This is a genomic window from Microbacterium gawkjiense, assembly GCF_031932225.1.
GTDB lineage: Bacteria > Actinomycetota > Actinomycetes > Actinomycetales > Microbacteriaceae > Microbacterium > Microbacterium gawkjiense.
In genome coordinates this window covers 611343-625034 of record NZ_JAUZVV010000001.1, presented here as the reverse complement: position 1 = coordinate 625034, position 13692 = coordinate 611343, and the positions used below count along the sequence as shown (strand labels likewise).

Annotated in this window: 10 protein-coding genes; 6 read left to right on the top strand and 4 right to left on the bottom strand. The window is 69.8% G+C overall.

Features of this window, described 5'->3' with window-relative positions:
- Window position 1 precedes the first annotated feature (1 nt).
- Genes Q9S71_RS03080 through Q9S71_RS03070 form a run of 3 tightly spaced genes read right to left on the bottom strand, consistent with a single transcriptional unit; the run spans window position 2 to window position 3191 of the window.
- Window positions 2–877, bottom strand: a complete 876-nt coding sequence (locus tag Q9S71_RS03080) for a carbohydrate ABC transporter permease (protein ID WP_064003730.1) — start codon at window positions 875–877, stop codon at window positions 2–4.
- Window positions 878–885: 8 nt separating this feature from the next.
- Window positions 886–1899 (bottom strand): carbohydrate ABC transporter permease, encoded by a 1014-nt coding sequence (locus tag Q9S71_RS03075; RefSeq protein WP_311860442.1) that lies wholly within the window; start codon window positions 1897–1899, stop codon window positions 886–888.
- Between the two features lie 2 nt (window positions 1900–1901).
- On the bottom strand, window positions 1902–3191 hold the full coding sequence (locus Q9S71_RS03070; protein ID WP_311860441.1) for an ABC transporter substrate-binding protein: 1290 nt from the start codon (window positions 3189–3191) through the stop codon (window positions 1902–1904).
- A gap of 94 nt (window positions 3192–3285) precedes the next feature.
- Here Q9S71_RS03070 and Q9S71_RS03065 point away from each other — a divergent pair, with 94 nt between their 5' ends.
- The 6 genes from Q9S71_RS03065 to treZ all read left to right on the top strand — a co-directional run bounded on the left by Q9S71_RS03065 (window position 3286) and on the right by treZ (window position 11886).
- Entirely contained in the window at window positions 3286–4365 is a 1080-nt protein-coding gene (locus tag Q9S71_RS03065; protein ID WP_479724343.1) for a LacI family DNA-binding transcriptional regulator, read from the top strand.
- A gap of 9 nt (window positions 4366–4374) precedes the next feature.
- Window positions 4375–5058: a GTP pyrophosphokinase gene (locus Q9S71_RS03060; RefSeq protein ID WP_217529548.1), complete on the top strand. Its 684-nt coding sequence runs from the start codon at window positions 4375–4377 to the stop codon at window positions 5056–5058.
- Between the two features lie 5 nt (window positions 5059–5063).
- Complete coding sequence (locus Q9S71_RS03055) at window positions 5064–5543, top strand: glutaminase (RefSeq protein WP_217529545.1); 480 nt, start codon at window positions 5064–5066, stop codon at window positions 5541–5543.
- A 69-nt stretch (window positions 5544–5612) separates the two neighbouring features.
- The gene (gene glgX, locus Q9S71_RS03050) at window positions 5613–7823 is read left to right on the top strand and encodes a glycogen debranching protein GlgX (protein ID WP_311860439.1); all 2211 of its coding nucleotides are present in this window, start codon (window positions 5613–5615) and stop codon (window positions 7821–7823) included.
- On the top strand, window positions 7823–10171 hold the full coding sequence (gene treY, locus Q9S71_RS03045) for a malto-oligosyltrehalose synthase (protein WP_311860438.1): 2349 nt from the start codon (window positions 7823–7825) through the stop codon (window positions 10169–10171). Before glgX ends, treY begins: the two co-directional genes overlap by 1 nt.
- Window positions 10168–11886 (top strand): malto-oligosyltrehalose trehalohydrolase, encoded by a 1719-nt coding sequence (gene treZ, locus Q9S71_RS03040; protein WP_311860437.1) that lies wholly within the window; start codon window positions 10168–10170, stop codon window positions 11884–11886. The genes treY and treZ overlap by 4 nt, the downstream gene beginning before the upstream one ends.
- 217 nt (window positions 11887–12103) lie before the next feature.
- Here treZ and Q9S71_RS03035 read toward each other — a convergent pair whose 3' ends face one another.
- Window positions 12104–13513 (bottom strand): HNH endonuclease signature motif containing protein, encoded by a 1410-nt coding sequence (locus Q9S71_RS03035; RefSeq protein ID WP_311860436.1) that lies wholly within the window; start codon window positions 13511–13513, stop codon window positions 12104–12106.
- Window positions 13514–13692 lie beyond the last annotated feature (179 nt).

The following is a 13692-nucleotide window of genomic DNA, read 5'->3' as shown; positions in this document are numbered from 1 at the left end:
GTCAGCCCTTCACGGCTCCGGTGAGGCCGCCGACGATGCGCCGCTCGAACAGGCTGAAGAACAGCAGTGCGGGGAGCATCGACAGCGAGGTGAACGCCAGCACGCGCGCCGTGTCGACGGAGTACTGCGACGAGAACGCCTGCACGCCCAGTGGCAGCGTGAACGACGCCTCGTTGTTGAGGATGAACAGCGGCAGCAGGTACGCGTTCCAACTGCCGATGAAGGCGAGGATGCCGACGGTGATGACACCGGGCACCGCGAGCGGCAGCACCATCCGCCAGAAGAACCCGAGTCGGCTGCAGCCGTCGATCGACGCCGCCTCCTGGATCTCGTCGGGGATCGCCCGCAGGAACGGCACCAGGATGATGATCGTCGTCGGCAGTGCGAAGGCGATCTGGGGGAGGATGATGCCCGGCAGCGAGTTCATGAGCCCGAGCGAGCGGATCACGATGTAGAGCGGCGTGATCGCGACGGTGATGGGGAACATGAGTCCCGACGCGAACAGCGCGTAGAGCGCGCCGCGGCCGCGGAAGTTGTAGCGGGCGATGACGTAGCTCGCGGCGAGGCCGAGGGCGACGGCGCCGACGGTGGTGGCGAGCGCCACCATGGTCGAGTTCCCGACCTGCCCCCAGAACTGGCCGCTCGTGATCACCCCGACGTAGTTCTCGACGTTCCACGGATCGGGGAAGCCGGCCGGGTCGACCGTGATCGCCGAGTTCGACCGGAACCCGCCCAGGATGATGTAGATCACCGGCCCGAGCATGAGGGCGATGACGACGAGGGCGACGAAGTAGACGACCGGCGAGCCCCACGGCAGCGCCTTCTTGGGTGCACGGCGCGGGCGGGTGTCGACGGGCGGAGCCGTGACGAGGGTCATGGTGGCGCTCACTGCACGCCCCTCTCTGTGATCGCCCCGGCCGTGTCGCGGCGGAGCACGAAGCGCTGGTAGAACAGCGCGACGATGAGCGAGATGACGAAGATCACGACGGCGACGGCGTTGCCGTAGCCGAAGTTCCCGGCGTTGCGACCGGTGACGACCATGTAGATCGCCATCGTGTTGGTGCCGGCGACCGACGAGACGTACTGGCCCCAGATGATGTACACGAGGTCGAACAGCTGCAGCGCGCCGATGATCGACAGGAACGCCCAGATGCGCAGGGTCGGAGCCAGCAGGGGCAGCGCGATGCGGCGCTGGATCTGCCAGTACGACGCGCCGTCGATCGCGGCGGCCTCGTAGAGCTCCTCGGGGATGCCCTGCAGGCCCGCGAGGAAGAGGATGACGGCGAAGCCGACGTACTTCCACGTGAGGATCGCCATGAGGGTCCAGATGGCGATCGCCGGGTCGGCGAGCCAGTCCTGCGCGAGTCCGCCGAGGCCGAGCTTCTCGAGCATCCCGTTGGCGGCGCCGTTGGTCGAGAGCAGCAGGCTGAACCCGGTGCCGACGACCACCTCGGCGATGACGTACGGCACGAAGATGAGGACGCGGATGACGGACTGCCCTCGCATCTTGCGGTTGAGCAGCAGTGCCAGCAGGATCGCGATCGGTCCCTGCAAGACGATCGACATCACGACGATGAAGGCGTTGTGCAGCAGGGCGCTCTGGAAGTTCGGGTCGCTGAAGATCGTGATGTAGTTCTTCAGCCCGACGAACTCGGTGGCCGGCCCGAACCCGGACCAGCGGAAGAAGCCGTAGTACGCGGCCATCAGCACCGGCAGGATCACGAACCCGACGAAGAAGACGACGGCGGGCCCGGCGAGCAGGAGCACCTCGAGGCGCCCCGACCAGCCGAGGCCCCGCCGGCGGCGGGACCGCGGCCGTGCCGGGGGCGACGAGTCGCCGCCCCCGGCGTGCGCCGCGAGAGGAGGGGTGTCCGAGACGGACATCTCGCGAACGGTCATGCTCAGCCCTGTGCGCCTGCGGCGTTGACGGCGGCGATGAACTTCTCGGGGTCGCTGCCTCCCGCGAGCAGGTCGACGACCGCGACGTTCAGCGCGTTGCCGACGTTCTGGCCGAGGACCGTGTCGAGCCACTGCGAAACGAACGGTGCGTTGTTGTACGCCTCGAGGATCTGCTGCAGGTACGGCTCCTCCACCGCCTCCTGCGCGACCGAGTTGACCGGCGGCGACTGGAAGGCCTCGTAGTACTTCGTCTGCTGCTCGGAGCCTGCGATGAAGTTGAGGAAGTCGGCGCACTCCTTGGGCGCCTGCGCGGCGCACGAGTAGCCGTCGACACCGCCCATCATGGAGCCCGGCTCGCCGTCGCCGCCCGAGATCTCGGGGAAGGGGAACCAGGCGAGGTCGGGGAGCGGCTTCTCGTCGGGGGTGAGGGACGCGATCACGCCCGGGTCCCACGCGCCCATGAGTTCCATCGCGGCCTTGCGGTTGGCGATGAGGCCCGCCGAGCTGCCGGCGCCCTGCTGGGCGGCGGTCGTCAGGAAGCCCTCGTTGAACGGCTGGATGGCGGCGAAGTCCGTGAGGTCCTGAGCGGCACGCGTCCAGCACTCGTCGCTGAAGTCCTTGGAGTCGCCGGTCTCCTCGATCACCTGGGGGCTGCACTCGCGAAGGGCGAAGAAGTAGTACCAGTGAGCGGCCGGCCAGGCATCCTTCGCGCCGAGGGCGATCGGGGCGATCCCGGTGCCCTTCAGGTCCTCGACTGCGGCCTTCAGGTCGTCGATCGTGCTCGGGTTCTCGGCGATGCCGGCCGCGTCGAAGGCGTCCTGGCTGTAGAAGAATCCGCCGGGGAGGACGGAGAGGGGCATGGCCCACACCTTGTCCTGGTAGGTCTCCGCGGCGAACGAACCCTCCGAGATCTCGCTGCGGACGTCGTCCGAGATCAGGTCGGTGAGATCCATCAGCTGACCCGCGTTCACCATCGCGGTCATCTTTCCGCCGCCGCGCTGGAGGAAGATGTCGGGCGGGTCGCCGGCGTTGAGCGCGGTCTGCAGCTTGCCGTCCATGTCCTCGTTCTGGACGGACTGCATCGTGATCGTGACGCCCTCGTTCTCGGCCTCGAACGCCGCGATCGCGTCCTTCCAGAACTGCTGGCCGGGGCCGGTGGTCGAGTTCTGCCACAGCGTCATCTCGACGTCACCGCTGCCGCTGCCGCCGCCGTTGTCGCCCGCGCATGCGCTGAGCGCGAGGGTCGCTGCCGCGAAGGCCGCGAGTCCCACTGCGAACCGTCTGGTCCTCATGTGATCACCAATCTCCTCATTGAGTGCACGCTCGGTCCTCGAGGTGCGGGTGGTCCCGGCGGTGCGTGCCGGGCTGGGTCCAGTGTCGGAATTGTTGTCGCCGGCGTCAAACGTTTTCGAAAATGTTTTCCATGGGACTACGCTTCGACACATGCGCAGGCGCACCACCATCCATGACGTCGCCGCGGCGGCCGGTGTCTCGGTGGCCACGGTCTCGAAGGCGGTCAACGGGAGGTACGGCGTGGCGCCGGCGACGGTGCAGCGTGTGCTGGGTGCCGTCGAGGAGCTCGGCTACGAGTCGAGCCTCGTCGCGAGCAGCATGCGCGCGCGGCGCACGGGGGTCGTCGGGGTGCTCGTCGCGGACTTCGAGCCGTTCTCGGCCGAGGTGCTGAAGGGTGTCGGGGCGGCGCTGCGCGACTCGCGGCTGGACCTGCTCGCCTACAGCGGGTCGCGCCAGGTGTCGAGTCAGGGCTGGGAGCGGCGTTCGCTCAGCCGGCTGAGCGGCACGCTCGTCGACGGCGTGATCATGGTGACGCCGACCGTCGTGAACGTGACGGCCGAGGTGCCGGTGGTGGCCATCGACCCGCACACCGGTCCAGCGGACCTGCCCACCGTCGAGTCCGACAGCTACGCGGGTGCCCGTCACGCGGTCGCCTACCTGATCTCGCTCGGGCACCGGCGCATCGGATTCGTCGCGGGCCGACCGGACCTGCGCTCGTCGATGCTGCGGGAGGGCGGGTACCGCCGCGCGCTGGAGGACGCCCGCATCCCCTTCGACCCGAGCCTCGTCGGGGTCGGAGAGTACGTCGAGGACATCTCCCGCGAAGCCGCGACCCGGCTGCTGCGCCGCGCCGACCGGCCGACGGCAGTGTTCGCCGCGAACGACGTCTCGGCGTTGACCGTCATCCGCGTCGCGCACGAGCACGGGCTGTCGGTGCCGGGCGATCTGTCGGTCGTCGGGTTCGACGACGTGCCCGACGCGTCGCAGTCCGACCCGGCGCTCACGACGGTCCGTCAGCCGATGCAGCGCCTCGGCGCCGAGGCCGTGACGATGCTGCTCGAGCTGATGGGCGGGGCGACCCCGGCCGCGACGCACCTGCGGCTGCCGACGGCGCTCGTGCCGAGGGCGACGACGGCACCGCCCTCACAGCACGCTCAGAGTGGTTCCCGATAGCGTCGCAGCATGTCCACTCCGCTCGACGAGCAGCAGATCACGGTGTCGGCGTCCTCCCTCCGGGCGATGCGCGACGAGTTCCAGCGGTTCCTCATGGAGTACCGGTTCGGGCTGCAGGAGATCGAGACGAAGATCTCGATCCTCCGCGAGGAGTTCCACGAGATGCACGACTACAACCCGATCGAGCACGTCTCGAGCCGGGTGAAGTCGCCCGACAGCATCGTCGAGAAGATCCAGCGCCGCGGCATCGAGCCCGACTTCGACTCGGTGCGCGCGCACATCACCGACATCGCCGGCATCCGCATCACCTGCAGCTTCGTCAGCGACGTGTACCGGCTGTTCGACCTGCTCACGGCGCAGGACGACATCACGGTGCGCGAGGTCGAGGACTACATCGCGACACCCAAGGGCAACGGGTACAAGAGCCTGCACACGATCCTCGAGGTGCCCGTCTACCTCTCGACGGGGCGGGTCGACGTGCCGGTCGAGGTGCAGTTCCGCACGATCGCGATGGACTTCTGGGCGAGCCTCGAGCACAAGATCTACTACAAGTACGAGCGGCAGGTGCCCGAGCACCTGCTGGGCCAGCTGAAGGACGCCGCCGACGCCGCCGCTGAACTCGACGCGCGCATGGCGCGGCTGCATCAGCAGATCCGCGGCGGCGCCGCGGTCGCGCCGACCCGCCTCGTCTGACGACGGTGACGGATGCCTCGACGACCACGGTCGGTCTGCTCGACGCGGCGCGCGCCCGGCTCGCCGGCTCCCCGCGGGAGCGACTGGGGGACTGGGCGGCGAACCGCCGCATCCTCGGCATCGGTCGCGCGCCTCGCATCCTCCCGGTCACCGAGGCGTGGCACGTCGGGGTCCTGCTGATCGGCGACGACCGGGTGTTCGCCACGGGAGAGGTCCTGCGCGCTCGGCACGACGCCGTCCGCGGGTACACGGCCGAAGCGCAGCGAGCGCGGTCGGAGCGGGCGGCGGCGGCCTTCCGCGGCGGTTTCGCCGAGGGCGAGGTGCTGCACCTCGGCTGGACCGAGATGGATGCCGCAGCCGTCGACCGCGGCGAGAGCTCCGGCATCCTGTCCCTCGTGGACGGCGTGCCGCACGTCGCGTGGAGCACGACGGGGCCGCCGCGGCCCCTCGCGGCGTACCTCGACGACATGCTGTCGCTGCGCTGACCTGTCAAGGGCCGGAGGGTGGAAACCTCGCCTGGGTACTGTGGCCTTCCACCTAACACGGGAGTACGCATGCAGGTTTGGCCCGGTTCCGCTTACCCCCTGGGAGCGACCTTCGACGGCAATGGGACGAACTTCGCCCTGTTCAGCGAGGGCGCCGAGAAAGTCGAGCTCTGCCTGTTCGACGAGAGCGGTCAGGAGACCCGCGTCGAGCTCATCGACGTGGACGCGTTCGTCTGGCATGCCTACCTGCCGTCGGTGCAGCCGGGGCAGCGGTACGGCTACCGCGTGTACGGCCCGTACGACCCCGCCAACGGATGCCGCTTCAACCCGAACAAGCTCCTCCTCGACCCCTACGCCAAGGCCGTCGACGGCCAGGTCGAGTGGGGGCAGTCGGTGTTCAGCTACACGTTCGGCGACCCCGACTCGACCAACGACGAGGACTCGGCCGCAGCAAACATGAAAGGCGTCGTCGTCAACCCGTTCTTCGACTGGCAGGGTGACCGGCAGCCGAAGACCCCGTACGCCGAGACCGTCATCTACGAGGCGCACGTCAAGGGCCTCACGATGACGCACCCCGACATCCCCGAGGACATCCGCGGCACGTACAGCGCGATCGCGCACCCCGTCGTCATCGAGCACCTCAAGAAGATCGGCGTCACGGCGCTCGAGCTCATGCCGGTGCACCAGTTCGTCAACGATTCGACGCTGCAGGAGAAGGGCCTCTCGAACTACTGGGGCTACAACACGATCGCCTTCTTCGCCCCGCAGAACACGTACTCGGCGGGCGGCGGCGTCGGCCAGCAGGTGCAGGAGTTCAAGGCGATGGTGCGGGCGCTGCACGCCGCGGGCATCGAGGTCATCCTCGACGTGGTCTACAACCACACCGCCGAGGGCAACCACATGGGCCCGACGCTGTCGATGCGCGGCATCGACAACATGGCGTACTACCGGCTCGAAGACGACGACAAGCGGTACTACACCGACTACACCGGCACGGGCAACAGCCTCAACGTCGGCAACCCGCACGCGCTGCAGCTGATCATGGACTCGCTGCGCTACTGGGTGCTCGAGATGCACGTCGACGGCTTCCGTTTCGACCTCGCCTCGACCCTCGCCCGCGAGTTCTACGACGTCGACCGCCTGTCGACGTTCTTCGAGCTCGTGCAGCAGGACCCGGTGGTCAGCCAGGTCAAGCTGATCGCCGAGCCGTGGGACATCGGCCCCGGCGGGTACCAGGTCGGCAACTTCCCCCCGCAGTGGACGGAGTGGAACGGCAAGTACCGCGACACCGTCCGCGACTTCTGGCGCGGCGAGCCCTCGACGCTCGGCGAGTTCGCGCTGCGCCTGACGGGGTCGGCCGACCTGTACGAGCAGGACGGGCGGTGGCCGGTGGCATCCATCAACTTCGTCACGGCGCACGACGGGTTCACGCTGCGCGACCTCGTGTCGTACAACGAGAAGCACAACGACGCCAACGGCGAGGACGGCAACGACGGCGAGTCGCACAACCGCTCCTACAACCACGGCGTCGAGGGGCCGACCGACGACCCCGACATCCTGCGGGTGCGGGCGCGGCAGCAGCGGAACTTCCTCGCGACGCTGCTGCTGAGCCAGGGCGTGCCGATGATCGCGCACGGCGACGAGCTCGGCCGCACGCAGGGCGGCAACAACAACGGGTACGCGCAGGACAACGAGATCACCTGGATCGACTGGAGCTCCGTCGACCAGCCGCTCATCGAGTTCACCTCGGTGCTCGCTCGGTTGCGGCGCGACCACCCGACGTTCCGGCGTCGGCGGTTCTTCGACGGCCGGCCGGTGCGGCGCGAGGAGGGGGCGCCGCTCCCGGACATCGCGTGGATCCGCCCCGACGGCTCCGAGATGCAGCCCGAGGACTGGGATTCCGGGTTCGGGCGCGCGGTCGGCGTGTTCCTCAACGGCGACGGCATCCGCGAACGCGACCGTCGCGGTGAGGAGATCCACGACCGGCACTTCTTCGTGTTCTTCAATGCGAGCGACGAGGACATCGACTTCACGGTGCCGACAGCGTCGGCGAGCCCCCGCTGGGAGGTGATCGTCGACACCGCCGGCGGTGCGGCAGACGCCCCCCTCGTCGACCCGGGTGGCACCGTCTCGGTCGGCGGTCGTGCGCTCGTCGTCCTGCGCGACCACGTCGAGGAGACCGTCGAGCCGGATCCGTCCGTCGCGGCCTCGCTCGCCGCCCTGACGGGCGCGATCGACGTGATCCCCGCTGAGGCGCCGCAGATCGAGCTGCCCCACTGATGACCGGGCGACGGAGCACCCCCCGGTCGACGTACCGGCTGCAGATCCGCAAGGGTTTCGACCTGGATGCCGCGGCCGAGCTCACCGACTATCTGCGCGACCTCGGCGTCGACTGGGCCTACCTGTCGCCGATCCTGCAGGCGACGAGCGGCTCGGACCACGGCTACGACGTGACCGATCCGACCGTCGTCGACCCCGAGCGGGGCGGCGCGGAGGGTCTGCAGCGATTCGCCGACGCCGCCCGGGCGGCGGACCTCGGCATCCTCATCGACATCGTGCCGAATCATCAGGGCGTGTCCGCCCCGCGGGAGAACCCGTGGTGGTGGGACGTGCTGCGGCGCGGTCAGGACTCGCCGCACGCGGCCGCATTCGACGTCAACTGGGCGCGCGGCGGGCGGTTGCGGCTGCCGGTGCTGGGCCGTGAGCTCGAGCAGGCGATCGACGACGGCGAGATCGAGGTCGACGCCGCAGCGGGAGTCGTGCGGTACTTCGACCACGAGTTCCCGCTGGCCGACGGCACCGGTGAGGGCGACGTGCGCGACGTGCTCGCCCGGCAGCACTACGAACTGCTGTTCTGGCGGCGCGGCGACGCGGAGCTCAACTACCGGCGCTTCTTCGCCGTGACGACGCTCGCGGGTGTGCGCGTCGAGGACCCGGCGGTCTTCGACGCGTCGCACGTCGAGATCGTGCGGTGGATCCGCGAGGGTCTCGCCGACGGCCTGCGGGTCGACCACCCCGACGGCCTGGCCGACCCGGGCGGATACCTCGACCTGTTGGCGGATGCGACCGGCGGCGCGTACGTGCTCGTCGAGAAGATCCTCGAGCACGGCGAGGAGCTGCCCGCGTGGTGGGCGACCGACGGCACGACCGGGTACGACGCGATGGCGGTGCTCGACCGTGTGCTGATCGATCCGGCCGGGGAGCAGGCGCTGACGGCGCTCGACGCCCGGCTGCGGGGCGGCCAGGACGCCGACTACGCCGACATGATGCACGAGGCGAAGCTCGCCTGGGCGACCGACGGGCTGCACGCCGAGGTGCTGCGGCTCGCGGCCCTCGTGCCCGCCGCCGAGCGCGGCGGAGCGTCGGACGAGCAGTGGCTCGACGCGCTCGCCGAGCTGCTCGCAGCCTTCCCGGTGTACCGCGCGTACCTGCCGGCGGGAACCGAGGAACTCGACGCGGCGGTCGCGCTGGCGTCGGGACGGCGCCCCGAGCTCGCCGCCGCCTTCGAGGCGATCGCGGCCCGGCTGGTCGCGGAGCCCGAGGCGGAGTTCACGCGACGGTTCATGCAGACGACCGGCCCCGTCATGGCGAAGGGCGTCGAGGACACGACCTTCTACCGGTTCACCCGGCTGGGCACGCTCACCGAGGTGGGCGGCGACCCGACCGAGTGGGCGGTGGATGCCGACGGGTTCCACGCGGCATCCGCTCACCGTCAGGCGGCGTGGCCCGCGGCGATGACGTCGCTGTCGACGCACGACACGAAGCGCAGCGAGGACGTGCGCGCGCGACTGTCGGTGCTGGCCGAGATGCCGGAGCGGTGGGCCGAGGTGCTCGGCGCGCTGCGCGAGGTCTCGTCCACGGGCGACGGTCCCTTCGACAACCTGCTGTGGCAGGCGATCGTGGGGGCGTGGCCCGCGTCGCGCGAGCGGCTGCACGCGTACGCCGAGAAGGCATCGCGCGAAGCCGGGAACAGCACGACGTGGTCGGAGCCCGACGAGGCGTTCGAAGAGAAGATGCACCACCTCGTCGACACCGCGTTCGGCGACGCGCGGGCGATCGTCGAAGGGTTCGTCGACGAGATCGCGCCGCTCGGCCGGTCGAACTCGCTGTCGCTGAAGCTGCTGCAGCTGGCGGGACCGGGCGTCCCGGACGTCTACCAGGGCACCGAGCTGTGGGACCACTCGCTCGTCGACCCCGACAACCGCCGCGAGGTGGACTTCGCGGAGCGTCGCCGGCTGCTCGCGCGGCTCGACGAGGGGTGGATGCCGCCCGTCGATGGCTCGGGCGCGGCGAAGCTGCTCGTGGTGTCGCGCGCGCTGCGGCTGAAGCGCGATCATCCGGAGCTGTTCACGCGGTACACGCCGATGACGGCGGCGGGGGACGCCGCCGAGCACGCGGTCGCGTTCGACCGCGGCGGGGCCGTCGCGGTGGCGACGCGCCTGCCCACCGGTCTCGCCGCGCGCGGCGGCTGGGGCGACACCGAGCTGCTGACGCGCGCCGGTGCGATGGTCGACGTGCTGACCGGCCGTCGTGTCGAGGGTGGGCGCGTGCGCCTGGCCGATCTGCTGGACAGTTATCCCGTCGCGCTGCTGGCGCCGGCGGATGTCATCGAGGGGAACGCATCGTGATCGAGGTCTGGGCTCCGCGGGTCGAGCGGGTGCGTCTGCGCCGTCCCGGGATGGACGACGTGGCGATGGTCGCGGCCGGCGACGGCTGGTGGCGTGCCGACGTCGTGCTCGCGGACGGCAACGAGTACGGCTTCGTGCTGGGCGACGGCGACGACCTGCGGCCGGATCCCCGGTCGCGGCGGCAGCCGCGCGGTGTGCACGAGGCGTCGGCGTGGTTCGACGCGGCATCCTTCTCGTGGACGGATGACGCGTGGACGGGGCGTCAGCTCGCTGGCGGGCTGATCTACGAGCTGCACCTGGGGACGTTCACACCGGAGGGGACGCTGGATGCCGCGATCGCCCGATTCGACCACCTGATCGACATCGGCGTGACGCACATCGAGCTGCTGCCGGTGAACGCCTTCAACGGCACCCACAACTGGGGCTACGACGGTGTGCTGTGGTACGCCGTGCAGGAGACCTACGGCGGCCCGGCCGCGTATCAGCGGTTCGTGGATGCCGCGCACGCCGCGGGTCTCGCGGTCATCCAGGACGTCGTCTACAACCACCTGGGTCCGAGCGGAAACTACCTGCCGGAGTACGGGCCGTACCTGCGGGACGGGTCGCGGAACACGTGGGGCGACAGCCTGAACCTGGATGAGGCGGCCGTGCGGTCGTTCATCGTGGAGAACGCGCTGATGTGGATGCGGGACTTCCACGTCGACGGTCTGCGTCTGGACGCGGTGCACGCGCTGCACGAGTCGGGCGCGCAGCCGGTGCACATCCTGCAGGAGATCGCGGAGCGGACCGATGCGCTGAGCGCTCACGTCGGACGGCCGTTGACGCTGATCGCCGAGAGCGACATGAACGATCCGGTGATGTTCCTGCCGCGCGAGGCCGGCGGGTACGGTCTGACGGCGCAGTGGTCGGACGACTGGCATCACGCTGTGCACGTGGCTCTGACGGGCGAGACGGTGGGGTACTACGAGGACTTCGCCGATCCGGAGGCGCTGCCGAAGGTGTGGACGAAGGGCTTCTTCCACGACGGGACCTACTCGTCGTTCCGGGAGCGCGATCACGGCAAGCCGGTGCCCGACGAGTCGGCGTCGTGGCGGCTGGTGACGTACGCGCAGGACCACGACCAGATCGGCAACCGCGCGGCGGGCGACCGGTTGGCGGCGACGCTGTCGACGGATCGGCTGGCGGTGGCCGCGGTGCTGACGCTGACCGCGCCGGGGACGCCGATGCTGTTCATGGGGGAGGAGTGGGGCGCGTCGACGCCGTGGCAGTTCTTCACCTCGCACCCCGAGCCTGAGCTCGCCGAGGCGACCGCGAAGGGACGCATCGAGGAGTTCGTGAAGATGGGTTGGGACGAGAGCATCGTGCCGCATCCGAACGAACCGGCGACGTTCGAGCGGTCGAAGCTGGACTGGTCGGAGGTCGAGGTCGGCGATCACGCGCGGTTGCTGGATCTGTACCGGCGGCTGGCCGAGCTGCGGCGTTCGCGCCCCGAGTTGACGCATCCGGGTCCGGGTGGGCGGGATGCCGAGGTGCTGCCGACGGCGTCGGGCAACCGGTACAGGCTCCAACGCGGTGGTGCGCGCGTGGTCGTGAACCTGTCGAGCGAGCCCTGGGACGTGCCGGGCGGTGACGTCTGGATCGCGTCGACCGACCCCGGTCGCGAGGGCGATCGACTCGTCGTCGCGCCGGACTCCGCGGTCGTCATCGGGGAGTAGGTCGCGCCGGCGCCGGTGCTGGTGCGGGGACTGACGTTGGCGTTGGCGTTGGCGTTGGCGGTTGGCGGTTGGCGGGGTGCCTGGTTCCCGCAGGCAGCGGAACACCCGGGGTGTGTATGCGTCGGTCTTGTCCCGGGCGGAGCTCGCCGCGGTGCAGGTCTCGGATGCGCAGAGCGTCCCTGATTCCGCGCGCGGGTGAGACGGTGTGCGGTGTTCCTCAGAAGGGTGCGGGTTCCGCTGCTGCGGTCGGTGGTGGTGGTGGTGGTGGTGCAGGGGTGAACGCGACGGCCGGGGTGGGGGCGTCTTCGCGGTAGGTCCTGCCGAGGGGTGAGGTCCATTCCAGGACGCCACCCCCCAGTTGTCGCACTCTCCAGGCGGTGAACTGCTTCATCGAGTGATGCCGTTGGCACAGGTGCGCGAGGTTGGTGAGTTCGGTTCGTCCGCCGAGGGCATGGTCGTGGGTGTGATCGACTTCGCAGCGGATCGCGGCGATGCGGCATCCGGGGAACCTGCAGTGCTGGTCCCGGGCTTGCAGGAAACGGCGCATCCCCGACGGGACACGGTACGAGTCGGTGGAGACGGTGACCCCGGTGGTGGGGTCGTGGAACAGCCGCTCCCAGATGTGGGTGCCGCCGGCGAGGGTGCGTGCGGTGGCGGGGTCGATCGGGGAACGTCCGGCGAGGTCGCACGGCCCGTCATCCTGACCGGTGAGCGTCGCGGCGGGGACGAGCACCTGGACGCGTGCGCGGATCGCACCGAGCGGGCCGGCGGTGGTGTCGTGGGTGTCATCCAGTGCCGGGGTCCCGGCGAGGAGCAGATCGGCGAACACGTCAGCGCGGACCTGATCGGTGGAGCGCTGGTCGGTGGCGACGATCGCGGCGGCGTCGCGGTCGCGATCGCCGTCACCAGTGCGTGTCGTGGCGGCGTCCCCGAACGCGAGACCAGCGGCGCCGTGCGCAGCGGCACGCTCGTCACGGGTGTCGATGATCGCTCTCGCTTGCTGCGTCAATCGGTCGTGGATGCCCTCTGCGATCACCGTCGGGACGGTTGCGACCACGTCGGACATTCCGTCTCGTCCGGGCACGATCCGGACGCAACGCCCAGCGGCAGCTTCCTCATGCCGCTCGGCGAACGAGCGGGGATGCATCCGGTGCGCGAGGATCTCCAACTCGCCTCGCACCCGGTTCGGGGTGTCCTTCTCGCATCGGCTGATCGCGATCTGTTCGAACTCCGCCCACATCTCCGCAGGCAGACTTGTGCCGGTCTCCACGATCGCGATCGCGTGCCCTCGAACAATGCGGCCTTGTTCCCACGCCTCAACAGTCGCCGGGAACCCTTCGATCAACGTCCGCGCCTCACCGATCCGGCGTTGGACGGTCCGATCGGTGACCCGCATCACCCCGCCGACCTCGGCCGCGATCGACCGCAACGCCATGTCATGCACCTGCACCCGGGCGTTCCGCTGCGCGGTCTGCGCCTCCGCCAAACGCCCCGCCGCGGCCAGCACGCGGAGCTCGTCGATCTGCGCGGCAGCAATCCGCCGAGCCACCGAGTCGACGTCCGCGACGACCCCCGCCAGGGTGGCGAGATAGCCCTCGCCACCGGGGGTTTCCGCCGCATCCGTCATACCTGCACTCTGCCACTGACCACCGACATCCACCCCGTCGAAACCGGCCCGGATCACATGATGTGGACACCTCGAAAATGAGAGTCCTCTCATCTTCCAAGGTGCTGGATGAGCACGCGCGGATCGCACTCAGCGCCTCGCCCGGACCACGTCGCAGCGTCGGACACCGTGCCCCGCAC

What these genes read in the sequence shown, in the direction of transcription:
- Q9S71_RS03080 (WP_064003730.1), bottom strand. Translation starts at nt 877, where the DNA reads ATGACCCTCGTCACGGCTCCGCCCGTCGACACCCGCCCGCGCCGTGCA.
- Q9S71_RS03075 (WP_311860442.1), bottom strand. Translation starts at nt 1,899, where the DNA reads ATGACCGTTCGCGAGATGTCCGTCTCGGACACCCCTCCTCTCGCGGCG.
- Q9S71_RS03070 (WP_311860441.1), bottom strand. Translation starts at nt 3,191, where the DNA reads ATGAGGACCAGACGGTTCGCAGTGGGACTCGCGGCCTTCGCGGCAGCG.
- Q9S71_RS03060 (WP_217529548.1), top strand. Translation starts at nt 4,375, where the DNA reads ATGTCCACTCCGCTCGACGAGCAGCAGATCACGGTGTCGGCGTCCTCC.
- glgX (WP_311860439.1), top strand. Translation starts at nt 5,613, where the DNA reads ATGCAGGTTTGGCCCGGTTCCGCTTACCCCCTGGGAGCGACCTTCGAC.
- treY (WP_311860438.1), top strand. Translation starts at nt 7,823, where the DNA reads ATGACCGGGCGACGGAGCACCCCCCGGTCGACGTACCGGCTGCAGATC.
- Q9S71_RS03035 (WP_311860436.1), bottom strand. Translation starts at nt 13,513, where the DNA reads ATGACGGATGCGGCGGAAACCCCCGGTGGCGAGGGCTATCTCGCCACC.